This window comes from Pseudomonas sp. Teo4, from assembly GCF_034387475.1.
In the GTDB taxonomy this organism is placed as follows: domain Bacteria; phylum Pseudomonadota; class Gammaproteobacteria; order Pseudomonadales; family Pseudomonadaceae; genus Aquipseudomonas.
Genome location: NZ_JAXCIL010000001.1, coordinates 350172 through 375556 on the forward strand (window position 1 = coordinate 350172; position 25385 = coordinate 375556).

The window sequence follows — 25385 nt, forward strand, 5'->3', positions numbered from 1 at the left end:
CTGAGGGGCCGTCCAGCTGACGGCCCGCTCATTGAGCCCTGGTAGGCACCTGCAGTTGCCGGGCCAGGGCTTTCTCCACTCGGCGCATATGCCGAGCCAATGCTTGTCGCCGAATCTTCAATAACGCGGTTGGCAAGGCGGTTTCCTCAAGAGCCTCACAGGCCTCCATCAAATCCTGCGCTTCGAGCATGCGAGCTGCGCTGAGGATCTTGTGTGCCTGCTCGGAAATCTCTATCGCGTCCTTCTCGGCGTCCATGTACATCAGTAGCGCCAAGTCTTCCCGCAAGCTCTCAAGCAAGGTGGTGAGAAAGCGATCGCGTGCGCTTGCGTCATCGCCAACGATCGCGGTCAGGCCATCGAGGCTGAAGTGCTGGCGCTCGCCTGTTCGCGTCGGCTGGTGAGGCATGATGTCGGCCAGGTACTGGCTCAGGGTGCGCAGACTGATCGGCTTGAGCAGGCAGTCATCCATACCTGCACTCAGGCACTTTTCCCTGACCTCAGGCTGCGCGTTGGCGGTGTAGCCCAGAATCACGCAACGCGCTCGCCCGCTTCGTTGTTCCTCGGCACGTACCGCTGCGGCCAGCTGGTAGCCGTTCATGTGCGGCATGTTGCAATCGAGGACCAGCACGTCGAAGTTGCCTTCGCGCCATTTCTTCAGCCCCTCGGGGCCATTGTTGGCGCTCGACTGACTGAGCCCCAGGTAACCGAGTTGCTGTTCCATCAACAGCAGGTTCGCCGGGTGGTCGTCGATGACCAGAATGTTCAGTCTTGGGTCCGGGGTCTCCACCATCTCGTTGGCCAGTACCATATCCGACGATGAGCCGACGCGCTGCAACGGCATGCTCAGGCGGACTTGGGTACCTACGCCCTCCAGGCTCTTGATGGTCAGTTGGCCACCCATCATTTCGCAAAGATCTCGACAGATGGCCAGCCCAAGCCCGGTGCCGGCTCGTGCGCCCTGGCTATGCGGGTTGGCCTGGACAAAGGGGCTGAACAGACGGTCCAGGTCATCGGCCTGTATGCCGATACCGCTGTCGCGCACTTCAAGTTCCAGCGTGGTCAGCCCCGAAGCGTCTTCATCAAGCACATCCACACTGATGCGGACCTGGCCGTGCTCCGTGAACTTGATGGCGTTGCTGGTCAGGTTGGACAGCACCTGCTTGAAGCGCAGGGGGTCGAGCAACGCGTGGCAGCGTGCCCCGGCGGCGATCAGAACGTCCAGCGACAGGTTTTTCTGGCGGGCCTGGCCATCGAACACGCGCCCCACCGATTCGACCAAGGCAGCCAGGTCCACTGGCTCCGGTGCCAGCGACAGATGACCGGATTCGATGCGAACGATGTCCAGGATGTCGCCGATCAGGCCCAGCAGGTCCTTGGCGGAAAGGTAAGCGACTTCCAGTGCCGTGCGGTCCATCTGCCCTTGGTTCGCGCGCCTGACGGCCAGTTCCAGCATGCCGATGACCGCGTTCATCGGTGTACGGATTTCATGGCTGATGGTGGCCAGGAAGGTGCTTTTGGCGCGGTTGGCATCATCGGCCTGCTGTTTGGCCTGACGTAACTCCTGTACCAGCTCACGCCGCTCGCTGATGTCGATCCAGCCGCCGATGATGCCCTGGACTTCGCCCAAGGAGTCTCGATAGGGCAGTATCCAGTGATAGATGGTCATTTCCTGGCCCTTTATCCGCAATGGGCGGTCAATGATCAGTGGAATGCCCACGGTCATTACCCGCTGGTGGTCGGCCTGGATCTGTCGTGTGTGTTCCCCATCCCCGTACAGGCTGTCTTCCAGGCGCTTGCCAATGACGTCATCGGCACTGGCCTGGACGGCCTCCAGGTAGCTGTCGTTGCAGCTTTGCAGGCAGCCTTCGCGATCACGCACGTACATCGGATGGGGTGTGCCGTTGATCAGCGCGCGCATGAACGCCAGTTGATCGTTCAGGGCGCGCTCGACGAGTTGGCGCTGTTTGATCTGCCGTCGCAGGTGGGCATTCCATACCAGCGCCAGCAACAGTAGCAGGCCGGTCCCCAGCAGAATCTGCACGGCGAGGCGCAGGAAGCCTTGCCAGGTGTTATCTTCGTGGACACTGAAGCCGCGCCAACGGTTGTTGATAACACCCAGTTCTTCCGGCGAGATGCTCATCAACGCTTTATCGAGAATCGAGGCCAGTTCGCTCGACGCTTTTGGAATGGCCATGGCGAAACTCGCAGGTTCGCTGTCAATGGAGCTGCGAATGATCAGGTCACTGTTGGCGGTCACGGCGTGATTGGCGTCGAGCAGGGTGGTGATGACTGCGTCGACGGCGCCACTGCGAAGCAGGGCCATGGAATAGAAGGCACTTTCGGTTTCAATCCAGCCCACCAGCGGATAACGTCGCGAAAGCAAGCTGTCCATGGCGCTGTAGCGGGTTATAGCAATGCGATGCCCCTGGAGTTGCTCCAGGGTTTCCAGTGGTTTTTCATGGGCGCGGGTGACCAATACATAGGCGCTTTCCAGATACGGGCGGCTGAGTCGCAAGGAGGTGTCATCGACACCGTCGGTGGCGATCGTGGCAATCATGTCCGCCCGGCCATCCTTGAGTCGGTTGATCATGTCAGCGATACCGCTGGCGCGTTGCACCTCGAAACGCAGGCCGGTACGCAGACGAACCAGTTCCAGAAGGTCGGCTGTGATCCCCCGAAATCGGTCAGATCCATCGAAGAACGAGACGGGGGCCGCTGTTTCGTCGATGGCCACTCGGACAACCGGATGGCCCTGTTGCCAGTGTTCCTCGGCGGGTGTCAGTTGCAGCTCGCGATCAGTCAGCAATGTGTCGCTACCGGCGCTCCAGCGCTTGAAGATACTGGTGCGCACGACGCTGGGCTGGATATCGAGGGTGGCGTTCACCAGCTCCCTGAGGGTCGTGTCGTCCTGGCGTATGGCGAACCCGAAGCCCACCGCTTCGTGCTGGCTGAAGTTGGCCATGCGCAAACGTGGCAGATGGCCTCGGTTGAGTTGGTAATGGGTGGAGATCGTGTCGCCAATGAACACGTCGGCTTGGCCGAACGCCACGGCATACAGGGCCTGGGACGATGAGCCGAATGCCAGCAGCTCAGCCTCGGGGTAGGTCGTATGCACTTTCTTTTCGGGCTGGTAATGATAAAGCATGCCCAGGCGCAGGCCATCCAGGCCCCGGTCCAGCGCACGGTTTTCATTCTCGCGGGTCACCAGCACAGGCTGGTCGATGGCATAGGGGCGTGACAGTACCAAGCCGTCTGTTGCCGCTTCGTAGCTGTTGGCGCTTCCAAGCAGGTCGATCTCGCCTCGTTTCAATGCCTGGACCGCTGCCTGTCGATGGGGGTAGCGCAGGACTCTTATCGGCAAATTCAGGGCATTGCCGATAAGGTTCGCGTATTCAGCGGTGAGGCCCTGGTAGTCGCGGCCACCGCTGGTGATGTCGAAAGGCGGGTAGTCCGGTGCCGAAGTACCCAGCACCAGTTCGCGACGGTTCTTTAGCCAGAGCTGCTGCTCAGGGGTCAGCTGCGGCTGAGTCGCAGTCGTGCCCGAGCGGGGCAGCAACGCATAGGCGGTGGCTTGATGGTGCGTCGCTTGCGCGGCACTCATCATGGTCAAGGCAAGGAGCATGCAGACTATGTAGCGAGCCATGCCTGGCCTCAGACCAATGCATTGCGTTTGGCCATGTCTATCAGGTCGACCAGCGTGTCGACCTTGAGTTTTTGCATAAGGCGTTTTTTATAGGTGCTGACGGTCTTGTTGCTCAAAAACATGCCTTGGGCAATTTCCTTGTTGCTTCTGCCTTGTGCAAATAGTTGCAATACCATGAGTTCTCGGTCGTTAACTTGTCGGAAAAGTTTCAAGTCGGAGCCCGAAGCTTCCGGGATATTGTTCATTGCCTGACTGGGGAAATAGTTGTAGCCGGCAAGTACAGCTTTGATGGCGCTCAGCAGTTCGCTCAGTTCTTCCTGTTTGCACACGTAACCGGCCGCACCCGAATGCATGCAGCGCACCGCAAACAGTGCCGGCGACTGCGCGGTGAGCACCAGCACTTTCAGCGGCAAAGCCATGCTCTGGAGACGTGACAGCATTTCCAGGCCATCGAGCATGGGAATACTGATGTCGAGAATCACCAGGTCGGGAAGGGCGTCGCGAATTTTCTGCATGGCATCGACGCCATTGTCCGATTCGCCGACGATCTTGTAGTTCTGGTTTTCCAGCAGCATGCGTACAGCCAGGCGGATAACGGGGTGGTCATCGACAATGAATACGGATTGCATGTTCAACTTCCCTGCGGGCTAGTGGCGGAGGCAGGTGCACCTTAACTCAGTTGGAAGTCAACGGGCATGCAAGGAGTGACTGTTAGTGGTATATGGGAAATCGCTTACAGGAAAAAACAAATAAGGCTACGAAAAATCAACGTGATGTTCACTGTTTAGTGGATTTAGTAACTTTATATTTGCAAAATTCAGTAAGTGTTTAGCGATAATCGGCGGCATGTAGGAATTTTCTTTCGAAAAAGGGTGGTGCGGTACTCCTGCGCACCACCCTGCCGTGACTCACACCGGGCTGGACCGGCCGGTCATTTCCCGTGCCATTTCGCTGGCATAGCTGTCGGTCATGCCTGCGATGAAGTCGATCATGCGCAGGAAGGCGCTGTGCAGCGATCCATGCGGGTCGGGCGCATTGTTGCCGATCAGATCGAGTACCCGACGGCTCTTGAATGAAGGTGTACGGCCGCCGTGCTGCTCCAGGGCAGCGGCGCAGAAGGTGTTGAGCAGGATTTCCAGTGTGGTGTAGGCGCCAATTTCGTGCAGCGTCTTGCGTTTGTCCTGGAAGATCTTGTTGCGCGCCATGTCCTTGGCCTGCAGCACACAGCGTTTGGCCGGGCCGTGCATGTGCTCCACCAAGTCGCCTGGAAGTTTCCCGGCGAGCAACGCTTGCTGCTGGTCGACGAAGGCGCGGGCTGCTGCATTGGTCAGGTGCTCGATGGCCTTGCCGCGCAGGATTGCCAGCTTGCGTCGTCGTGAATCGGAGGGGCCGAGCTGGCGGTAGGTTTCTGGCAGGTCGTCACCCACCAGGTCAAGCAGCAGGGCTTCAACCTCCGCGTACTGCAGCAATTCCATTTCCAGGCCGTCTTCCAGGTCGATCAGCGCGTAACAGATGTCGTCGGCGGCCTCCATCAGGTAGACCAGCGGGTGACGCGCCCAACGTTGGTGCTCAAGCTGCGGCAGGCCGAGTTTGCGGGCGATCTGCTCAAGAAGCGGCAGCTCGCTCTGGTAGCAGCCGAACTTGTGCTTCTTGTAACCCAGGGCATCTGCGTGACGGGCGCTCCAGGGGTACTTGAGGTAGGTGCCCAGGGTGGCATAGGTGAGCCGGGTACCGCCGTCGAACTGGTGGTACTCCAGCTGCGTGAGGACGCGAAAACCTTGGGCATTGCCCTCGAAATTCAGGAAGTCGGCCCTTTCATCGTCACTCATGTCGTCCAGCCAGCCGCGATCTGCGGCCTGCTGGAACCAGTGGCGAATGGCGTCTTCGCCCGAGTGACCGAACGGTGGGTTGCCGATGTCGTGGGCCAGGCAAGCGGACTGCACGATCATGCCCAGGTCGCTGGGGGCGCACCAGTCCGGCAAGCTGTCGCGCAGGGTTTCACCTACCCGCATGCCCAGCGAGCGGCCAACGCAGCTGACTTCAAGTGAGTGCGTCAGGCGCGTGTGGATATGGTCATTGCTTGAAACGGGATGCACCTGGGTCTTACGTCCCAGGCGGCGAAAGGCGCCCGAGAAGATGATCCGGTCGTGGTCCTTGTGGAAGGGGCTGCGCCCCAGTTCTTCGGGGCTGTAGAGGGCTTTGCCCAGGCGTTCACGGGTCAGCAGGGTGTGCCAGTCCAAGGCTCGATCTCCTGTCGGTCGATGGCCATAGCTTCCCGTGTCGCAGCTGGCGGCGCAAGCGCCAGCCGCATGCTGAAACCCTCAAGGGCGCCGATTGTTCTGCATGAACAGGCGAACCAGTGGCAGCAGGCTGCCCCCCAGTCGCACCAGGCGGGCCAGATTACCGCTGCGCACGCCCTTGCCGGTCAGGAAGCCTAGCGCCACCACGGCACCTAGCCCCCACAGGGGTGCGTGCTTGAGGCCCAGGCCATCCTGCAACGAACCGCCCAGGCCGCGTACGCGTTTGAGTGGTTCGAGCAGTTGCGCCGATTCATGGCGAATCTCCTGGCGGTGCATTTCCAGGCGCAGCCGTAGCAGTGCCTTGCGCAGCTCCCTTGGGTTTCGGGTGTTTGGCAATTCAGGCAGGCTCATGGCAACAGGCGCTCCCGGTCCTTGGCCAGCTCTTCAAGCGTTGCGTTGAAGGGCGACGATTCGTCGAACACCGCTGCCTTGAGTCGCAGCCCGCAATACAGTGCGGCCACGCTGTAGAACACGCACAGGCCGATGATGCCTGCCAGGCGGTAGCTGTCCCACAGCAGCACCAGCAGCAGCCCGGACAAGGCTGTCAGCAAGAGCAGGGCGAAGACCAGCGCCAAGCCTGCGAACAACAGCAGGCTCAGGGTGCGGGCCTTCTGTTCCTGCAGTTCGATGCCGAACAGTTCGATATGGCTATGCAGCAGGCCGAGCAGGGCCGCGCTCAGGCGCTTGCCTGACACGCTGGCGCCGTTGGCGTCGTTCTCCATGGGGGCTCCTTAGCGCCGATTGGCCAGCAGGCCGATCAGCAGGCCAACGCCCGCAGCGATACCAATCGCCTGCCAGGGCTTTTCCTGCACATATTGCTCGGCGGCACCCAGGGCAGCCTGGCCACGTTCGCGTACCGAATCCTGGGTCAGTTGCAGGGTTTCGCGGGCCTGGGTCAGGCGTTCGTGGATCTGTTCGCGCAGTTCGTCGGCCTGGTCGCCCGCCAGGTTGGCGGTGTCGGCGAGCAGCTTTTCGGTGTCTCGCACCAGAGCCTGGAAGTCAGCCATCAATATCTCTTGTGCAGTCTTTGCCGATTTGCTGGCCATGGGTCTCTCCCTTGAGTGTTGGTGAAAATTTCGAGTAACGGGACGCGGCAAAGGTTCACTGCCGACGCTGGTATGGGCCTTGCTTTATGGTTTGCCACGTCGTGGGGCGATGCTCGCGAGCCTTGCGCCGATTCAGGGCGACACCCCGGCGGATACCGACAAACCTTAACCCAATCCTCGACAAACCCAAGAAAAAACCACGCAGGCTCCACCCGGGTCACTGAAACAGGGCAGGGGGCTGGCACCGATTAGGTGCACGGATGCAGGTTCTTGAACTGTCCTGGTGCTTTTTTTCAGCAGGTCTGCCTACTTCATGGAAAACATGCACAGCGCGATGGACTCTCTGGTCCATGGCTCCAATACGCTTTTCATTCTCATGGGGGCCATTCTAGTACTGGCCATGCACGCTGGCTTCGCTTTTCTGGAAGTGGGGACCGTGCGGCACAAGAATCAGGTCAACGCGTTGTCGAAGATTCTCAGCGACTTTGCCATTTCGGCGCTGGTGTATTTCTTCGTCGGTTACTGGATCGCCTATGGCGTGAGCTTCCTGCACCCGGCGGCGCAGTTGGCTGCCGACCATGGCTACGCCTTGGTCAAGTGTTTCTTCCTGCTGACCTTCGCAGCAGCCATTCCGGCGATCATATCCGGGGGGATCGCCGAGCGTGCGCGTTTCGCCCCGCAGTTGTGTGCAACCGCGTTGATCGTCGCGTTCGTCTACCCCTTCTTCGAGGGCATGGTATGGAACGGCAACTTCGGTGCGCAGGACTGGCTGAGCGCCACTTTCGGTGCACCGTTCCATGACTTTGCAGGGTCGGTGGTGGTGCATGCCATGGGGGGCTGGCTGGCGCTGGCGGCAGTTATGCTGCTGGGCGCGCGGCGCGGGCGTTACCGAGATGGCCGTCTGGTGGCGTTCGCACCGTCGAGCATTCCGTTTCTGGCGCTGGGCTCCTGGATTCTGATCATCGGCTGGTTCGGGTTCAACGTCATGAGTGCTCAGACCTTGCAGGGGGTGAGCGGCCTGGTGGCGATCAACTCGCTGATGGCCATGGTGGGGGGGACGCTGGCGGCTCTGGTGGCCGGGCGCAACGACCCAGGCTTCCTGCACAACGGGCCATTGGCAGGCCTGGTGGCCATTTGTGCCGGCTCGGACCTGATGCATCCGATCGGTGCGCTGGCCACCGGTTTGGTGGCGGGGGTGTTGTTTGTCTGGAGCTTCACTGCCGCGCAGAACCGCTGGAAGATCGACGATGTGCTGGGTGTCTGGCCCTTGCACGGTCTGTGCGGGGTTTGGGGCGGCATCGCCTGTGGCATCTTTGGCCAAGTCGCTTTGGGTGGGATGGGCGGTGTCAGCCTGGTCAGTCAGCTGCTGGGCAGCCTGGCAGGGGTGCTGGTGGCCTTGCTGGGTGGCTTTGCGGTGTACGGGGCGATCCGCTCGTTGCATGGCCTGCGTTTGAGCCACGAGCAAGAGTTCCAGGGGGCAGACCTTTCGCTGCACCGTATCGGTGCCACCAGCCAGGATTGAGCTGAGTCAGATGCGCAAGGGGCAGGACCGACCTAGAATGGAGGCTTTCCCATTCACGAACCGGACCTGCCCATGCTGCCTGAATGCCAACTGTTCGGCACCCTTGGTTGCCATCTGTGTGAAGTGGCCGAGGCCGTGCTGATGCCTTTCGTCGAGCACGGCCTGTTGGTGGAGCTGGTCGATATCGCCGACAGCGAAGACTTGTTCGAGCGTTATGGCCTGATCATTCCCGTGCTGCGCCGTTGCGACACCGGTGCTGAACTGCACTGGCCGTTCGATGCCGAGCAGGTGGTGACCTTCCTTGGCTGATTGACCTTGGGAAACCGCTCCAGCGGCCTTTGTCCGGGCCGTGAGCGGACACTTGCGTGGCGGCTGCATATGTAGCTACCCATTGCACACGAGTACCAGGCGCATTCATGTCTATCAGCAACCCTTGCACCCTGGCGCAGTTGATCGCTTCGCAAGCGGCCAGCCGAGAGGGCTGGGCAGCACATCCGATACGGGCCCAGACCGCAGTGCGCCTCACTCTGAATTGACGGGGTGGTAAAGGTATTCGTATGCTGTATATAAATACAGTATCAGGGTGAACCCATGCTCAATGTCGAGCAACTCAAGTACAGCGTCAACCGCATGTCGCCAGACCGGGTGTGCGACGCCGTGGTGGAATTGCGCCTTGAAGGCCTGGTGACGGACGACCGTACACCGTTTGGCAAAGTACATTTCAACACCTGCTTTGCCGAGATCGAGGCCTTGTTCCAGCGTGCCGGTTACCATCGGGCACTGGATGTCGTGGGTTATCAGGGGCTGGTCTACGCGCTTTACGACCCTGCCCGCTGGGAGGCGGTGCAGGTGCTGCGCTGGCTGAAGGAGCGCAGCGAAGCGTTGGGGCAGGCTGGTTGAGGCGCTGGGCTTGAGGGATAATGCGCGGCCTTGCCTTGATTGTATTGAGCCTTGCCATGACCACACCGTTCGACCCCGCTCGCCAGCAGGCCAGCACCGTCTGCCTGCCGCCTGGGGCCTGGGCGACGGTGCTGGACTGCCTGTGCGACCATTTCAGTGCCATCAGCCGCGACCAGTGGCTAGACCGCTTTGCCCGTGGTCGTGTGCTGGGTGCCGATGGCCAGCCGATTGCGGCCGACCTGCCTTACCGGCGGGGTATGCGGTTGCACTATTTTCGCGAAGTGCCCAACGAACGGCCGATCCCGGTGCAGGAAACCATTTTGCATGTGGATGAGCATCTGGTGGTGGCTGACAAACCGCATTTCCTGCCGGTGACGCCAACCGGGGAATATGTCGAGCAGACCTTGCTGCGCCGCCTGATCCGGCGGCTGGACAACCCTCATCTGGTGCCGTTGCACCGGATTGACCGGCACACCGCTGGGCTTGTGCTGTTCTCCGCCAACCCTCAGACCCGTAGCGCTTACCAGCGGTTGTTCCCCGAGCGCAGAATCGACAAGCGTTACCAGGCAATTGCTGCAGCGATGCCTCAGCATGCATTCCCCCTGATGCACCGTAGCCGCCTGGTGCATGGCGAGCCCTTCTTCCGCATGCATGAAGTCGAGGGCGAGAACAACAGCGAAACCCTGGCCGAGGTCTTGGAAAAGCAGGGCGATCTGTGGCGATACGGGCTGTCGCCGGTCACCGGCAAGACCCATCAGTTGCGTGTGCACATGGCGGCCCTGGGTGCCGGTATCTGCAATGACCCGTTCTACCCGGAGTTGCTCAAGGAAGAAGACGATTACCAGCGGCCGTTGAAGCTGCTGGCGCACAGTTTGCGATTCGCGGATCCGTTGACGGGGGAAGAGCGGTATTTCGAGAGTGGTTTGACGCTGGACTGGTGATGCGCTGTCAGTATTTCTGCGCGGTCCTTGTAGGAGCAACTGTCTTGCTCAATTTCTAACTGAGCTGCGCGATCCCTGTGGGAGCCGGCTTGCCGGCGATCACCGGCGCAGCCGGTGCCTTGCACCGCGTTGCCTGCATCGCCGGCAAGCCGGCTCCCACATGGACCGCGTCGACAGTACTTGTGGGGGCGGCCTGCCGGCAAGTGCCGTGCAACCTGGGTGCTAAGCCTTACCGATTGAAACGCTCCACCAGGGAGTACTGGCTGCCAGCGGTGGAGGTCAACTCTTCGCTGAGCAGCGCCGAGTGCTGGGCCTGCTCGGCAGTCTGGTCTGCCAGCTCGGCGATGGTGCTGATGTTGCGGCTGATCTCGTCGGCCACGGCGGTCTGTTCTTCGGTGGCTGCAGCGATCTGGGTGGCCATGTCGGTGATGTTGGCTACCGCTTCGCTGATGCCAACCAGAGCCTGATCGGCCTGCATGACCCGATCGACACCCTCCTGGGCCTGGCGGTGGCCGGTCTCCATGGTCAGTACGGCATTGCTGGCGGTTTGTTGCAGCTTGGCGATCAGGGTATGGATTTGCCCGGTCGACTCGGCGGTGCGCTGGGCCAGTTGGCGGACTTCGTCGGCGACCACCGCAAAACCTCGGCCCATTTCGCCAGCGCGGGCGGCTTCGATGGCTGCGTTCAGTGCCAGCAGGTTGGTCTGGTCGGCGATGCCCTTGATCACATCCACCACACCGCCGATCTCGTCACTGTCCTTGGCCAGTTGCGTCACGGTCTGACCGGTTTCACCAACGGCTGTCGAGAGTCGCTCGATGGCCTCGCGGGTTTCGCCGGCAATCTGGCGGCCCTGGCTGGTCAGGCGATTGGCTTCCTGGGTGGCGTCGGCGGTGCGCTGGACGTGGTTGGCCACTTCCTGGGTGGTGCTGGCCATCTGGTTGACGGCAGCGGCCACCTGTTCGGTCTCCACCCGCTGACGTTCCAGCCCCGAAGAACTCTTGTGGGCCAGAGCATCGGACTGACGTGCCTGCTCGCTGAGGTGTTCGGCACTGTCCTGCAGGCGCGTCAGACAAGTTTTCATCCGCGCATCCTGGCTGAGCATGGCCATTTCCAGCCGTGCCTGTACGCCGCGGCTGTCGGTATACATTTGCGCGATCAACGGGTCGGAGGTGGTCTGTTCGGCCAGGCGCAGCAGGCGTTTGAGGCCGCGCTGCTGCCAAGTCAGGCCGAGCAGGCCCAGTGGCACCGACAGGCCGGCGGCCAGGGCGAAGCCCCAGGAGTGGCCGAGCCAGTTGCCGATGAGGAAGCCGACCTGGCTGACCAGGATGAAGGGCAGCCAGTCCTGCACGATCGGCAGCCATGTATCGCGGCGCGGGATAGCGGTTTTACCCTGGTTGATGCGTTGGTACAGGGCTTCGGCGCGGCGGATCTGTTCGGCGGTCGGTTTGACCCGGACCGATTCGAAGCCGATGACCTGGTTGTTTTCGAAAATCGGTGTGACGTAGGCATTGACCCAATAATGGTCGCCCGACTTGCAGCGGTTCTTGACGATGCCCATCCAGGGCAGGCCTTGCTTGAGGGTCTGCCACATGTGGGAGAACACCGCTGCCGGAACATCAGGATGGCGCACCAGATTGTGTGGGGCGCCAGTCAGCTCCTCGCGGGAGAACCCGCTGATGTCGATGAAGGCATCGTTGCAGTAGGTGATCACACCTTTGGCATTGGTGGTGGAGATCAACCGCTGTTGGGCAGGGAAAGTCCGTTCTCTCTGGGTAATCGGCTGGTTGTTACGCATGGGCTGAGTAATCCGCAAGGCTTTCGACACATATCGGCAAGCCACTGGTTTTATTGAATGATTATTTAATGGGGTTGATTTGGGGCAATGAGTGGTGGCTGCCGCTGGATTAGGAGATCTTTGGTTTTCAAGTAAGTTGACAGCATTACTCGGTAATTTGTGACTGTTTCGTGACGCTTAGGGTCAATCATGACCGATTGGCCATCAAAGAGCTATCGCTTGCTTTGCTCTCGCTCTCGCTCTCGCTCTCGCTCTCGCTCTCGCTTCTGCTTTTAGCGCGCGATATTTCAGGCGCCGTCAATTGCGACTTCAGGAGGCCGAGCGCAGGGCTTGCGGAGGGAGGTGACGGGCATGGATGCCCGTCAAGCGCTGCGGCCCAGGATGGGCCGTACAGCGCGGTCCTCCCGGGAGCAAGACCGGAGCGAGGGGACCCCGGAGCGTAGCGTAGGGGCCGGATGTAGGAGCGGCGGTTTTTGCCCACTTTTGCCCAAGAGCAAAAGTGGGTCGCCGTAAAGGCGAAAAGGTGAATAAGCGCCTCCATGGCAAATGGATGTTCACGCTGTATAGATGCCTGCGCTTAATTCTTTTTTTTGTTTTGAAGTTGGTTTTTAGATTTGCAACATATCCATTTGCCAAGGCGACGCTTAATCACCTTTCCGCTCTTACAGCGGGTCACTTTTTGGCAAACGCCCCAAAAAGTAACCAAAAAAGTCTGGCTCCTACATCCGGCCCCTGCGCTTCGCTCCGGGGTTCCCTCGCTCCGGTCTTGCTCCCGGGAGGACCGCGCTGTACGGCCCATCCTGGGCCGCAGCGCTTGACGGCCATCCATGGCCGTCACCTCCCTCCGCAAGCCCTGCGCTCGGCCTCCTGAAGTCGCAATTGGCGGTGTCTGAACTACCGCGTATTAGAAGCAAGAACAAAAGCAACAGCAACAGCAACAGCAACAGCAACAGCAACAGCAACAGCAAGTTGCGCGCTCTTTTAACTTGCAATCAACTGCCTCAGTACATAATGCAGAATGCCGCCTGACTTGAAATACTCTACTTCATTCAAGGTATCTATCCGGCACAACACTTCAATCTGCTCCTGATGCCCATCCTCACGGCTAATTCGCAGTGACAAACTCATCCCCGGTCGAATGGACGCACTCTCCAGACCCAATACGTCGATCGTCTCCCGGCCCGTAAGCCCCAACTGCTTGCGATCGTTCCCAGGCTTGAACTGCAACGGCAACACCCCCATCCCCACCAGGTTGGAACGGTGGATACGCTCGAAACTCTCCGCCAGCACCGCCTTGACCCCCAGCAAGTTGGTGCCCTTGGCCGCCCAGTCACGACTCGAACCGGTGCCGTATTCCTGGCCGGCAATCACCACCAACGGCGTGCCTTCAGCCTGGTACCGCATGGCCGCGTCATAGATCGACAGTTTCTCGCCACTGGGCACATGCACCGTGTTACCACCTTCCTCGCCACCCAGCATCTCGTTACGGATGCGGATATTGGCGAAGGTGCCGCGCATCATCACCTCATGATTCCCCCGACGTGAACCATACGAGTTGAAGTCCCGTGGTTCCACGCCCTTGCCGCGCAGGTAACGCCCGGCCGGGCTCTCGGCCTTGATGTTGCCGGCAGGGGAGATGTGGTCGGTGGTCACCGAGTCGCCGAGCAGCGCCAGAATTCGCGCACCCTGGATATCCTCTATGCGCGGCAATGGCCCGGCGATGTCGTCGAAGAATGGCGGGTGCTGGATGTATGTGGAGTCGTCCTGCCAAACGTAAGTGGCTGCCTGGGGTACCTCGATCGCCCGCCACTGCGCATCACCGGCAAAGACCTCGGCGTACTCCTTGTGGAACATGGCGGTGTCGACCTTGGCCACGGCAGCTGCAATTTCCTGCTGACTCGGCCAGATGTCGCGCAGATACACCGGCTGGCCGTCCGTGCCGATACCCAGGGCATCGTGGGTAGGGTCCAGGCGCACACTGCCGGCCAAGGCATAGGCGACCACCAACGGCGGTGACGCCAGCCAGTTGGTTTTCACCAGCGGGTGCACGCGGCCTTCGAAGTTGCGGTTGCCGGAAAGTACTGAGGCCACCGTGAGGTCGGCGCTGGAAATGGCCTTTTCAATGGCCTCGTCCAACGGCCCTGAGTTGCCGATGCACGTGGTGCAGCCGTAACCGACCAGGTCAAAGCCCAGCTGGTCGAGGTAGGTCGTCAGCCCGGCAGCCTTGAAGTAGTCGGTGACCACCTTGGAGCCAGGCGCCAGAGAACTCTTCACCCAGGGTTTGCGTTGCAGACCTTTTTCCACGGCCTTTTTGGCCACCAGGCCGGCAGCCATCATCACGCTGGGGTTGGAGGTGTTGGTACAGGAGGTGATCGCGGCAATCACCACCGCACCGTCGCGCAGGCTATGGGTTTGCCCATTGTGGTGGTAGTCGACTTCGCCAGCCTGGTCGGCATTGCCTACCGCAACTCCGCCGCCACCTTCGCTTTCCAGGCGGCCAACCTCCTTGGCCAGTGGTTTGGGCTGCAGTTCGATGAATTGGTCGAAGGCCTGCTTCACCTGGCCGAGGGCAACGCGGTCTTGTGGGCGCTTCGGTCCGGCCAGGCTGGCTTCGACGTCGTTCATGTCCAGTGCCAGGCTGTCGCTGAACAACGGTTCCTGACCTGGCTGGCGCCACAGCCCTTGCGCCTTGCAGTACTGTTCGACCAATTCCACCGCTTCGCTGGGGCGGCCAGACAAACGCAGGTAGTCGAGGGTCACATCGTCGACCGGGAAGAAGCCACAGGTAGCCCCATATTCCGGGGCCATGTTGGCCAGGGTCGCACGGTCGGCCAGGGGCAGGTCCGCCAAGCCATCGCCGTAAAATTCGACGAACTTGCCCACCACGCCTTTCTTGCGCAGCATCTGGGTCACGGTGAGCACCAGGTCTGTGGCGGTGATGCCTTCACGTAACTTGCCGGTCAGTTTGAAACCGATCACTTCCGGAATCAGCATCGACACCGGTTGGCCCAGCATGGCGGCTTCCGCCTCGATCCCGCCGACACCCCAGCCGAGCACGCCAAGGCCGTTGATCATGGTGGTGTGCGAGTCAGTACCCACCAAGGTGTCGGGGAAGGCATAGAGGCGGCCGTCTTCTTCGCGGGTCCATACCGTGCGGCCGAGGTACTCCAGGTTGACCTGGTGGCAGATACCGGTCCCAGGCGGCACCACCCGGAAGTTGTCGAAGGCACTCTGGCCCCAGCGCAAGAAGGCATAGCGTTCGCCGTTGCGCTGCATCTCGATGTCGACGTTCTGGGTGAACGCCTGGGGTGAGGCATAGCGGTCGACCATGACCGAGTGGTCGATCACCAGGTCCACGGGGGACAACGGGTTGATCCGCTGCGGGTCGCCCCCAGCCTTGGCCACGGCCGCCCGCATGGCTGCGAGGTCGACCACTGCCGGTACGCCAGTGAAGTCCTGCATCAGCACCCTGGCCGGGCGGTACTGAATCTCACGATCCGAACGCCGCTCCTTGAGCCATTGGGCGAGGGCGCGCAGGTCATCGCCGGTGACGGTCTTGCCGTCCTCCCAGCGCAGCAGGTTCTCTAGCAGCACCTTCAGCGACATGGGCAGGCGCTGCAGGTCGCCCAGCTGACGCGACGCTTCGGCCAGGCTGTAGTAGTGATAGGTGTGGTTGCTCACCTTCAGGGTCTTCAGGGTTTTCAGGCTATCGAGCGAGGGCATTGCCAACTCCTTCTGCGCCGGTGCCCGGCAATGGCAGGACGTTTGCCGGTGTCACCGCTCTGTATCGGCCCGCACGGCACGGACCTGGCTGAATGGTCAGGTTAGACCTGTTTGTCGTGCATGACCCATTTCTGGACCGGCGGGGCATGTCGCAGGTTCCGAACTTCCTTTATCATCGCCGGCCTGCCGGCGCCTGTGGCGCGCCAGCCGTAGTGGAGTGAGAAATGAGTACCCTGTTCATGCATTGCCGGCCCGGTTTCGAGGGCGAGGTCTGCGCCGAAATCAGCGAACATGCCGCCCGCCTGGGGGTTGCCGGTTATGCCAAAGGCAAGCCGCAGAGTGCCTGCGCCGAATTCGTCTGTGCTGAAGCGGAAGGTGCCGAACGGTTGATGGGGGAATTGCGCTTCGCTCAGCTGATTTTCCCGCGCCAGTGGGCCCGTGGTGAGTTCGTCGAATTGCCGGAAAGCGACCGCATAAGCGTGCTGCTCGAACACCTCAGCAGCTATCCGGTGTTCGGCAGCCTGTGGCTGGAAGTGCTCGACAGCAACGAAGGCAAAGAGCTGTCGACCTTTTGCCGCAAGTTCGAAGTGCCGCTGCGCAAGGCGCTGGAGAAAGCCGGCCGTCTGGTCGAGGACGCCAACCGCCCGCGCCTGTTGCTGACCTTCATCAGTGGTCGGCGGGTCTTTGTCGGCGAGGCTTCGGCAAGCAATAGCGCGCTATGGCCCATGGGTATTCCGCGGCTTAAATTCCCCCGCGAGGCGCCAAGCCGTTCAACCTTGAAGCTTGAAGAAGCCTGGCACCAGTTCATCCCGCGTGAGCATTGGGAACAGCGCCTGGGTGACGACATGACCGGTGTCGACCTGGGCGCCTCGCCTGGTGGTTGGACCTACCAGCTGGTGCGCCGTGGCATGCTGGTCACGGCCATCGACAACGGTCCCATGGCCGAGAGCCTGATGGAAACCGGCTTGGTCACCCACCTGATGGCCGATGGTTTCACCTGGCAGCCCAAGCAGACGGTGGACTGGATGGTCTGCGATATCGTCGAGAAACCAGCACGCACCACGGCCTTGATCGAGACCTGGCTGGGGGAAGCGCTGTGCCGCGAGGCGGTGGTCAACCTGAAACTGCCGATGAAGCAGCGCTATGCCGAAGTGCGCCGCCTGCTGGACCGTATGGAAGCCACCTTCAAGGCGCGCAAGGTCAAGGTGTCGATTGCCTGCAAGCAGCTGTATCACGACCGTGAGGAAGTGACCTGCCATCTGCGTCGACTGGACTTGAAACCACGCTGAGGTGTCGGGGCCGATATCCGGCCCCTTGGACCAAACACCCGGCATGCGCGACAATAGCGATCATTTGCGGAGTCCCCCATGACTGAATTCACCCCCGACGCCATCCTCGACGCCACCGGCCTCAATTGCCCGGAGCCGGTGATGATGCTGCACCAACACGTGCGAGACCTGGCCGCTGGCGGCTTGCTCAAGGTGATCGCCACCGACCCCTCGACCCGTCGCGACATCCCCAAGTTCTGCAACTTCCTGGGCCATGAGCTGCTGCAGCAGCAGGAAGAGGCCGGTACCTTCCTGTACTGGATCCGCAAGAAGACCGACTGAGACGCTCTGGATCAAGCCAGTCGTAGCGCCTACACTGCGTTCCCCTGACAGGAGAGCGCCATGCTGATAGTTGCCGACGAGAATATCCCGCTGCTCGATGCCTTCTTCGAAGGCTTCGGCGAGATCCGCCGTTACCCCGGCAGAAGCCTCGACGCCGCCAGCGTCAGGGACGCAGATGTGCTGCTGGTGCGTTCGGTGACCAAGGTCGACCGGCAACTGCTAGAAGGCAGCCGCGTGCGTTTCGTGGGCACCTGCACCATCGGCACCGACCACCTGGACCTGGACTACTTTGCCGAGGCCGGCATTCAGTGGAGCAGCGCACCTGGCTGTAATGCCCGAGGCGTGGTGGATTACGTGCTGGGTAGCCTGTTGACACTGGCCGACCTGGACGGCGTGGCGCTGCCTCAGCGCGTTTATGGTGTGGTGGGCGCAGGCGAGGTGGGTGGCCGGCTGGTGCGGGTGCTGCACGGCCTGGGCTGGAAGGTGCTGGTCTGTGACCCGCTGCGCCAGGCGGCCGAAGGGGGCGACTATGTCAGCCTCGACACGGTCCTTGAGCAGTGCGATGTGATCAGCCTGCATACCCCGCTGCAGCGCGGTGGCGACCACCCGACCTGGCACTTGCTGGGCGAGGCGCAATTGGCGCGCTTGCGTGCGGGGACCTGGCTGATCAATGCCAGCCGCGGGCCGGTGGTGGACAACAACGCCCTGCGCGAGCTGCTGCTGGATCGCGAAGACGTGCACGCCGTGCTTGATGTGTGGGAGGGCGAACCCCAGGTCGACCTGCAGTTGGCCGACCTGTGCACCTTGGCCACGCCGCACATCGCAGGCTACAGCCTGGACGGTCGCCAGCGCGGCACTGCGCAGATCTACCAGGCGCTGTGCCGTTTCCTCGGCCAGGCCGAGCAGGTGCATCTGGCGGACTTGCTGCCTAAACCGGCGCTGGCCCAGATCGAGTTGGACGCCAGCGCCGATCTGGCCTGGTCCCTGGCGACCTTGTGCCGGGCCGTGTACGACCCGCGTCGTGACGATGCCGACTTCCGCCGCAGCCTGAGCGACGACCCGGTGCAACAGCGGGCCGCCTTCGATGTGTTGCGCAAGCACTATCCGGCGCGGCGCGAGATCGAAGGGTTGGCGGTGCGTCTGCGGGGCGAGGCGCCGCAGTTGGCGCAGATGGTCAGTGCCCTGGGCTGCGCGGCCTTGTAGGAAATACTGACTTGTGTTGTCTGTACTGGCCTCATCGTCGCGGTTCGTCGCCACGACAAGCCGCGACGATGAGGCCGCTGAAGGCACCCGAAGGTCAAAGTCAGCGCCCAATAAAAACCCGGCCAAAGGGCCGGGTTGTCAGAAATCTGTTGCTCAGCCCTTGCGCACTTTCTCGACCCGACTGTCTTCCAGGTCCTTGCACGCCTTTTGGATCATTTGCTCGGTAATCGGCACTTCGCGGCCTTGGGCGTCGATGATCGAGCCACAGACCTTGGACGGAGGTTGCTGTTGTGGCTTTTGGCTATCGCTGCTTTGCTGCAGACTCATTTCCTGTCTCCTCATCAGGTTCAAGCTCAGGGTAACCCTGTGCCGTGACCGGGCTGTGACAGCTCTGGTTCTGGTGTCACGACAACGACAGTCCAACAGAAAGCGCCGCAAAGCTCCAGCGACCTGTTAGAACGAAAGGCTATAGCCACCTTTGTGGGCACCAGTTGGGACTGCCTTGTGAAAGGTTGGTCCGTGCCCGGGGGCAACCGTTCCCCCTGGTCGGATGAATGGTAGGCTGAGGGCTTCCGTGTCCTTTGGTCTTCACCATGCCTGAATCGGTTTCCCCCCGTCAGCGACGTGCCTTGCGCCTGGCCTGGCAATTCATTCGTCCCTACCGTCGCCAGGCACTGCTGGCTCTGCTCGCATTGGTGGTCACTGCAGGCATCACCTTGTCCATGGGCCAGGGTATCCGTCTGCTGGTGGATCAGGGTTTCATGACGCGCTCCGCGCACCAGCTCAACCAGACCATCGGCCTGTTCCTGCTGCTGGTGCTAGCGCTGGCAGTGGGTACTTTCAGCCGTTTCTATCTGGTGTCGTGGATCGGCGAGCGCTGCGTGGCCGATATCCGTCGGGCCGTGTTCGATCATCTGGTGGGCCTGCATCCCGGCTTTTTCGAGGACAACCGCAGTTCCGAGATCCAGTCGCGGCTGACTGCCGACACAACCTTGCTGCAGTCGGTCATTGGTTCATCGCTGTCGATGTTCCTGCGCAATGCCTTGATGGTGGTGGGCGGTGTGGTGCTGCTATTCGTCACCAACCCCAAGCTCACCAGCATCGTGGTCGTCGCCTTGCCCTTGGTGCTGGCGCCAATATTGCTGTTTGGCCGGCGGGTGCGCAGCCTGTCGCGCCAGAGCCAGGACCGGGTGGCGGATGTGGGCAGCTATGTGGCCGAGACCCTGGGGCAGATCAAGACGGTCCAGGCCTACAACCATCAGGCGCGCGACCGTGAGTTGTTCGCCGGTACCGTCGAGGCGGCGTTCAGCGTGGCACGGCGGCGAATAGCCCAGCGTGCCTGGTTGATCACCTTGGTTATCGTGCTGGTACTGGGGGCCGTGGGGGTGATGCTATGGGTAGGCGGCATGGATGTGATCGCCGGGCGCATCTCGGGCGGTGAACTGGCAGCCTTCGTGTTTTACAGCCTGATCGTAGGCAGCGCTTTCGGCACCCTCAGTGAAGTGATCGGCGAGTTGCAGCGCGCGGCGGGGGCGGCCGAGCGCATCGATGAGTTGCTGGCGGCACGCAGCGCGATACTGCCGCCCCCGGTATCGACCCATCTGGCTTGTCAGCGGGTGAGCGGGCGGATCGAGCTGCAGCAGGTCGGCTTTGCCTACCCGTCGCGGCCATCGGTGGCGGCCATCGACAACCTGAGCCTGGTGGTCGAGCCGGGGCAGACCGTGGCGCTGGTGGGGCCTTCTGGTGCGGGCAAGTCGACGTTATTCGACCTGCTGCTGCGTTTCTACGACCCCCAGCAGGGGCGCATCCTGCTCGATGGGCAGCCAATCACCGAGCTGGACCCAGCCGACGTGCGCCGCCAGTTCGCACTGGTGGCGCAGAACCCATCGCTGTTTCGTGGCAGTGTGGAAGCCAACATCCGTTACGGGCGGCCCGAAGCCACTCAGCAAGAGGTCGAAGCAGCCGCACGCGGGGCCCATGCCGACGAGTTCATCCGGCAGTTGCCACAGGGCTACCAGACGTTGCTGGGGGAGGGCGGGACCGGCCTTTCGGGAGGGCAGCGGCAACGCCTGGCCATCGCCCGTGCGCTGCTGGTCGATGCCCCCATCCTGTTGCTCGACGAAGCCACCAGCGCCCTCGACGCGCAGAGCGAGCACCTGATTCAGCAGGCGCTGCCGAGCCTGATGGCCGGCCGTACCACCTTGGTGATTGCACACCGGTTGGCGACGGTGCAGCACGCAGACCGTATCGCCGTCATTGACAAGGGTCGACTGGTGGCGGTGGGTACCCATGCGCAACTGATCGAACAGAGCCCGCTGTATGCCAGGCTGGCCTCGTTGCAGTTCAACACGCAATAGTCGGCAGTGTGTTTGTAACATTTCTGTAGCAATTGCCTGAGACTATCTAGCTCAGCTATTGCGTACGTGCTCGACCTGGCTGCTATCGAACGATGGCAGCTTTTTTTTGGTCTGCGAACGAGGACAGGGATGTCTTGGTCTGCGCTGCTGGCGCATGCCGTTTCCTTCCTCCTGGTTCCCGAGATCCGCGATGTTGCGTAAATCCCTCAAAGTACAAATTCTCACCCTGCTTGGCGGCAGCCTGGCGGCGATATTGTTGATCGCCCTGGTGTGCTTCCAGTTTCTGTCTTCCAGCGTGCGCGGCTATGCCGAGTTGGTGGACGGGCCGTTGCGGGCGTCGCAATTGATCGATGAAGCCAACCTGCAGTTCAAGATCCAGGTGCAGGAGTGGAAGAACGTATTGCTGCGTGGTCGTCAGCCGGCTGATCTGGACAAATACTGGCAGCAGTTTCAGGCGCGTGAACAGCAAGTCCAGCAGTTGCTCGGGCAGTTGATCGACACCAGCGATGCCAAGCTCAAGACGCCGTTGCAGCAGTTGCGCGAAAGCCATCGGCAATTGGGTGTGGCTTACGAGCAAGGGCGTCAGGCATTCCTGGCGGCCGGCGGTGACCCTGTGGCGGGTGATAAGGCAGTGAAGGGCGTTGACCGTGCTGCCAGCGAGCAGATGAGCGTGCTGGTCGAGCAGTTGCGCGCCGATGCCCGTGAGCGTGCGTCGCACATCAGTGCCGCTGCCGAACGCACGGTATGGCTGGGAGTGCTGGTGATGCTGGTGTCGGCGGCGCTGGTTGGCCTGCTTAGCCTGTGGTTGGTCAATCGCAGCTTGATCAACCCGATTGGCCAGTTGATCGAATATGTCGCACAACTGAGCCAGGGCCGCTTTGCTTCGCGAGTGGACAGCCGCCGTGAGGACGAACTCGGTCGCTTGGCGCGAGCAGCCAATACCCTGCGTGATTTTCTTGCCGATACCGTTGGCCGGCTCAAGGACAACGCCCAGGAGCTGGAAGGAGCCAGTGGCCAGCTGCGCAGCATTGCCGGTGACATGGCCCGCGGCACACACGACCAGTTCCAGCGCACCGACCAGGTGGCCACGGCCATGCACGAGATGTCCGCCACCGCCCAGGAGGTGGCACGCCACGCTGCCGAGGCGGCGCGCGCGGCGGATGAAGCCGACCACAGTGCCCAGGCGGGTGAGCAGGTGATGCAGCAGACCATCGACATCATCGCTGTGGTCAACCGTGAAATCGCCGGCACCGCTGCGGTGATTCGCGAACTGGAAAACGACAGCACGCGCATCGGCAAAGTGCTCGAGGTGATTCGTGGTATTGCCGAGCAAACCAACCTGCTGGCCCTTAACGCCGCGATTGAGGCGGCCCGTGCAGGTGAGGCCGGGCGTGGTTTCGCGGTGGTCGCTGACGAGGTGCGCAGTTTGGCCCAGCGTACGGCGGCTTCCATCGCGGAAATCCATCAGATCATCGAGGCGGTGCAGTCTGGTGCGGTGGATGCGGTGAAGGCCATCGAAAGCGGCCAGCAACGCAGTGAGGAAGGTGCCGAGCAGGTCCAGCAGGCGGGGCAGATGCTGCAGCGCATCACCTTGTCGGTGGAAGCGATTCGCGACATGAACCGGCAGATTGCCACGGCGGCGGAAGAACAGACCAGCGTGGCCGAGGACATCTCCCGCAACCTGATCGAGATCACCCGCATCGCCACGGCCAACCAGGAAGCCGTGCAGCATACCGAGCAGGCGGGGCAGCGCCTGCATGGCTTGTCGGGGCAGTTGGGTGAGGTCACCTCTCGTCTGACAGCTTGAGGCCCAATCGCTGCGGTTCTTCGCCACGACAATCTGGGGCCCACAGGCACGGCAGTGATTGGAAGGTCAGCGCGGTCCATGTGGGGCAGCTGTCTTGTGGTGCTTGTACTGGCCTCATCGCCGGCAAGCCGGCTCCAACAGGGATCGCGCCAGCTTTCAGAAATTGAGCAAGACAGTTGCTGCTACAGGTACTGCGGTGATCTTGAGGTTGGCGCGGTCGGTGTGGGAGCCGGCTTGCCGGCGATTGAGGCGCGAAGCGGCTCCTTGGGGGGAAATCCGCCATCCAGGCAGGCACAAACCGTTTCCCTGTGGCGGATTGTCGCCATGCGACCCATCGCCTCACCCCGTGTTCCGTGGCCTGGTGCCAGTTGGCACGCTCCCTGCTCAGTGCGGCGCGCGTGTACACAACAACTGGATCACATCAATGAAGAAAATCCTGCTGACGTTCCTCTGCCTGAGCGTCATCGGTTGCTCCAAACCCGAAGAGCCGCAAAAGTCCGTCGATGTCCTGCTGATCGGCGGCGGCATCATGAGTGCCAGCCTGGGTACCTACCTCACCGAGCTTGAGCCGAACTGGAAAGTCGATGTCTACGAGCGCATGGACCAGGTTGCCGAAGAAAGCTCCAATGCCTGGAACAACGCTGGCACCGGCCATTCGGCCTTCTGCGAGCTGAATTACACCAGCGAAGGTAAAGACGGCAGCATCGATATCAGCAAGGCCGTCGGTGTCAACGAGCAGTTCGAAATCTCCAAGCAGTTCTGGGCCTATCAGGTCGAGCAGGGCGTGCTGAGCAACCCTAAGTCCTTCATCAACAACGTGCCGCATATGAGCTTCGTGTGGGGTGACGAGAACGTCGCCTTCCTGCACAAGCGTGTTGCCGCGCTGCAGCGCAGCTCGCTGTTCCGAGGCATGGAAATTTCCGAGGACCACGAGCAGATTCGCAAGTGGGTACCGCTGGTGATGGAAGGCCGAGACCCAGGGCAGAAAGTGGCCGCCACGCGCATGGCCATTGGCACCGACGTGAACTTTGGCGAGATCACCCGTCAGCTGTTCGCCTCGATGACCCGCAACCCCAACGTCAAGCTGCACCTTAGCCATGAAGTGCGTGACATCGTGCGCAACGACGACGGCACCTGGAATGTGCTGGTGGCCGACCTTGCCAAGGGCGGCGAGCAGACCCGGGTGAACGCAGAATTCGTGTTCATCGGTGCTGGTGGTGGCGCGCTGAAGCTGCTGCAGAAATCAGGCATTCCAGAGGCGCAGGGCTATGCCGGCTTCCCGGTGGGTGGCCAGTTCCTGATGACCGACAACCCGGACATCGTCGCCCGTCACAAGGCCAAACTGTATGGCAAGGCCTCGGTCGGCGCGCCGCCGATGTCGGTACCGCACCTGGACACCCGGATGATCGACGGCAAGCAAGTGCTGCTGTTCGGCCCGTTCGCAACCTTCTCCACCAAGTACCTCAAGCACGGCTCGCTGCTGGACATGTTCGCGTCGTTGACCAGCCACAACGTGCTGCCGATGGTGCATGCCGGCATCGACAACATCGACCTGAGCACGTACCTGATGGGGCAACTGATGCTCAGCTTCGATGACCGCATGAATGCCCTGCGCGAGTACTTCCCCAATGCCAGGAACGAAGACTGGCAGCTGCTGCAGGCTGGCCAGCGCGTTCAGGTGATCAAGAAGGACCCGGTGCACGGTGGTGTCCTGCAATTCGGCACTGAAGTCGTGGCGGCCCAGGACGGCAGCATCGCCGCACTGCTTGGCGCTTCTCCAGGGGCATCGACCGCTGCGCCGATCATGCTGACCGTGCTGGAAAAGACCTTCAAGGACCGCATCCAGACGCCGCAATGGCAGGCCAAACTCAAGGAGATCGTGCCGACCTACGGGCAGAAGCTGAACAACGACCTTGAATTGACCAACAAGACCCGCGAGTGGAGCAGTGCACGTTTGCAGTTGCTGTACGTGCCGGTGCAAGCAGAACAGGCTGTGGCCGAGCTGCAGTGATCGAATGCTGTGCCGGCCTGTCGATAGGGCCGGTACAGCTTGCCGACATTTCCTGGGCGCAACAAAAAGCCCGCGCAAGGCGGGCTTTTTTGAGGATTTGGTCGGAGAGACAGGATTCGAACCTGCGGCCTTCTCGTCCCGAACGAGACGCGCTACCTGGCTGCGCTACACTCCGATGAACAAAATCCTACTGTATCGTCTTTTTGAACGCAAGCCCTTGTTGTACAAAGGCCGTTTGCAAAAAGACGCACTCGATCAGAGCTCTTTTACGGTACGAATCTGGTCCTTGTTCAGGCGCGTGCGCTTGCCGTCGAGTTGCTCGAATTCGTAGAACCCGGAGTCTTCGTCATAGGTCGGCGTATCCACGGCCTGGATTTCACGGCCGTCGTTCAGCGTGATGACGGTTGGCGATGCGCAGCCAGCGAGGGCGCCCAGCCCCAGGGCGAGCAGAAAGGCGGGAAGGGTCCGTTGAATCATCGTGTTTCTCCAGTGCGATGGTGCTAGATGACATTAAGACGCAGTGCGTC

General features: G+C 61.4%; 20 protein-coding genes, 1 tRNA gene and 1 pseudogene. 11 read left to right on the top strand and 11 right to left on the bottom strand.

The features are described 5' to 3' along the window. Positions 1 to 28: 28 nt before the first annotated feature. From PspTeo4_RS01835 to PspTeo4_RS01860, 6 genes are all read right to left on the bottom strand, one after another. A complete protein-coding gene (locus tag PspTeo4_RS01835) occupies positions 29 to 3643 on the bottom strand; it encodes an ATP-binding protein (protein ID WP_322362024.1) in 3615 nt (1204 codons plus the stop codon). Between the two features lie 8 nt (positions 3644 to 3651). Then, complete coding sequence (locus PspTeo4_RS01840; protein ID WP_322362025.1) at positions 3652 to 4272, bottom strand: response regulator transcription factor; 621 nt, start codon at positions 4270 to 4272, stop codon at positions 3652 to 3654. Positions 4273 to 4551: 279 nt separating this feature from the next. Further along, the gene (locus tag PspTeo4_RS01845) at positions 4552 to 5883 is read right to left on the bottom strand and encodes a deoxyguanosinetriphosphate triphosphohydrolase (RefSeq protein WP_322362026.1); all 1332 of its coding nucleotides are present in this window, start codon (positions 5881 to 5883) and stop codon (positions 4552 to 4554) included. A gap of 81 nt (positions 5884 to 5964) precedes the next feature. Then, positions 5965 to 6294 carry a hypothetical protein gene (locus PspTeo4_RS01850; protein WP_322362027.1) on the bottom strand — a complete coding sequence of 110 codons (330 nt, stop codon included), beginning with the start codon at positions 6292 to 6294 and terminating at the stop codon, positions 5965 to 5967. After that, positions 6291 to 6665, bottom strand: a complete 375-nt coding sequence (locus PspTeo4_RS01855) for a phage holin family protein (RefSeq protein WP_322362028.1) — start codon at positions 6663 to 6665, stop codon at positions 6291 to 6293. Before PspTeo4_RS01855 ends, PspTeo4_RS01850 begins: the two co-directional genes overlap by 4 nt. A gap of 9 nt (positions 6666 to 6674) precedes the next feature. Beyond that, positions 6675 to 6989, bottom strand: coding sequence for a YqjD family protein (locus PspTeo4_RS01860; RefSeq protein ID WP_322362029.1), 315 nt, complete (start codon positions 6987 to 6989; stop codon positions 6675 to 6677). A gap of 313 nt (positions 6990 to 7302) precedes the next feature. Here PspTeo4_RS01860 and PspTeo4_RS01865 point away from each other — a divergent pair, with 313 nt between their 5' ends. The 4 genes from PspTeo4_RS01865 to PspTeo4_RS01880 all read left to right on the top strand — a co-directional run bounded on the left by PspTeo4_RS01865 (position 7303) and on the right by PspTeo4_RS01880 (position 10352). Next, entirely contained in the window at positions 7303 to 8511 is a 1209-nt protein-coding gene (locus tag PspTeo4_RS01865; protein WP_322362030.1) for an ammonium transporter, read from the top strand. Positions 8512 to 8583: 72 nt separating this feature from the next. Next, positions 8584 to 8820, top strand: a complete 237-nt coding sequence (locus tag PspTeo4_RS01870) for a glutaredoxin family protein (protein ID WP_322362031.1) — start codon at positions 8584 to 8586, stop codon at positions 8818 to 8820. A 282-nt stretch (positions 8821 to 9102) separates the two neighbouring features. Beyond that, positions 9103 to 9411: a transcriptional regulator gene (locus PspTeo4_RS01875; protein WP_322362032.1), complete on the top strand. Its 309-nt coding sequence runs from the start codon at positions 9103 to 9105 to the stop codon at positions 9409 to 9411. Positions 9412 to 9467: 56 nt separating this feature from the next. Then, the gene (locus PspTeo4_RS01880) at positions 9468 to 10352 is read left to right on the top strand and encodes a pseudouridine synthase (protein WP_322362033.1); all 885 of its coding nucleotides are present in this window, start codon (positions 9468 to 9470) and stop codon (positions 10350 to 10352) included. A 229-nt stretch (positions 10353 to 10581) separates the two neighbouring features. Here PspTeo4_RS01880 and PspTeo4_RS01885 read toward each other — a convergent pair whose 3' ends face one another. Further along, positions 10582 to 12147 carry a PAS domain-containing methyl-accepting chemotaxis protein gene (locus PspTeo4_RS01885; RefSeq protein ID WP_322362034.1) on the bottom strand — a complete coding sequence of 522 codons (1566 nt, stop codon included), beginning with the start codon at positions 12145 to 12147 and terminating at the stop codon, positions 10582 to 10584. A gap of 981 nt (positions 12148 to 13128) precedes the next feature. Then, on the bottom strand, positions 13129 to 15870 hold the full coding sequence (gene acnA, locus PspTeo4_RS01890; protein WP_322362035.1) for an aconitate hydratase AcnA: 2742 nt from the start codon (positions 15868 to 15870) through the stop codon (positions 13129 to 13131). Between the two features lie 224 nt (positions 15871 to 16094). On the opposite strand from acnA, the gene rlmM reads away from it, so the two are divergent. The 3 genes from rlmM to pdxB all read left to right on the top strand — a co-directional run bounded on the left by rlmM (position 16095) and on the right by pdxB (position 18683). Next, on the top strand, positions 16095 to 17159 hold the full coding sequence (gene rlmM, locus PspTeo4_RS01895; RefSeq protein ID WP_322362036.1) for a 23S rRNA (cytidine(2498)-2'-O)-methyltransferase RlmM: 1065 nt from the start codon (positions 16095 to 16097) through the stop codon (positions 17157 to 17159). A gap of 78 nt (positions 17160 to 17237) precedes the next feature. Beyond that, complete coding sequence (gene tusA / locus PspTeo4_RS01900) at positions 17238 to 17480, top strand: sulfurtransferase TusA (protein WP_023379551.1); 243 nt, start codon at positions 17238 to 17240, stop codon at positions 17478 to 17480. A gap of 60 nt (positions 17481 to 17540) precedes the next feature. Continuing rightward, the gene (gene pdxB / locus PspTeo4_RS01905) at positions 17541 to 18683 is read left to right on the top strand and encodes a 4-phosphoerythronate dehydrogenase PdxB (protein ID WP_322362037.1); all 1143 of its coding nucleotides are present in this window, start codon (positions 17541 to 17543) and stop codon (positions 18681 to 18683) included. 153 nt (positions 18684 to 18836) lie between these two features. Here pdxB and PspTeo4_RS01910 read toward each other — a convergent pair whose 3' ends face one another. After that, positions 18837 to 19010, bottom strand: coding sequence for a PA1571 family protein (locus PspTeo4_RS01910; RefSeq protein ID WP_322362038.1), 174 nt, complete (start codon positions 19008 to 19010; stop codon positions 18837 to 18839). A 266-nt stretch (positions 19011 to 19276) separates the two neighbouring features. On the opposite strand from PspTeo4_RS01910, the gene PspTeo4_RS01915 reads away from it, so the two are divergent. The 4 genes and pseudogenes from PspTeo4_RS01915 to mqo all read left to right on the top strand — a co-directional run bounded on the left by PspTeo4_RS01915 (position 19277) and on the right by mqo (position 24858). After that, positions 19277 to 21040, top strand: coding sequence for an ABC transporter transmembrane domain-containing protein (locus PspTeo4_RS01915; RefSeq protein ID WP_322362040.1), 1764 nt, complete (start codon positions 19277 to 19279; stop codon positions 21038 to 21040). Positions 21041 to 21803: 763 nt separating this feature from the next. Further along, a pseudogene (locus PspTeo4_RS29740) lies at positions 21804 to 21914 on the top strand (hypothetical protein); the annotation flags it as partial. A 228-nt stretch (positions 21915 to 22142) separates the two neighbouring features. Continuing rightward, positions 22143 to 22847 carry a methyl-accepting chemotaxis protein gene (locus PspTeo4_RS29745; protein ID WP_416196938.1) on the top strand — a complete coding sequence of 235 codons (705 nt, stop codon included), beginning with the start codon at positions 22143 to 22145 and terminating at the stop codon, positions 22845 to 22847. Between the two features lie 424 nt (positions 22848 to 23271). Continuing rightward, a complete protein-coding gene (mqo, locus tag PspTeo4_RS01925) occupies positions 23272 to 24858 on the top strand; it encodes a malate dehydrogenase (quinone) (RefSeq protein WP_322362042.1) in 1587 nt (528 codons plus the stop codon). A gap of 98 nt (positions 24859 to 24956) precedes the next feature. Here the strand turns inward: mqo and PspTeo4_RS01930 are convergent. Continuing rightward, positions 24957 to 25033 (bottom strand) — tRNA-Pro (locus tag PspTeo4_RS01930). Between the two features lie 80 nt (positions 25034 to 25113). Further along, positions 25114 to 25335 carry a YgdI/YgdR family lipoprotein gene (locus PspTeo4_RS01935; protein WP_322362043.1) on the bottom strand — a complete coding sequence of 74 codons (222 nt, stop codon included), beginning with the start codon at positions 25333 to 25335 and terminating at the stop codon, positions 25114 to 25116. Positions 25336 to 25385: the final 50 nt, after the last annotated feature.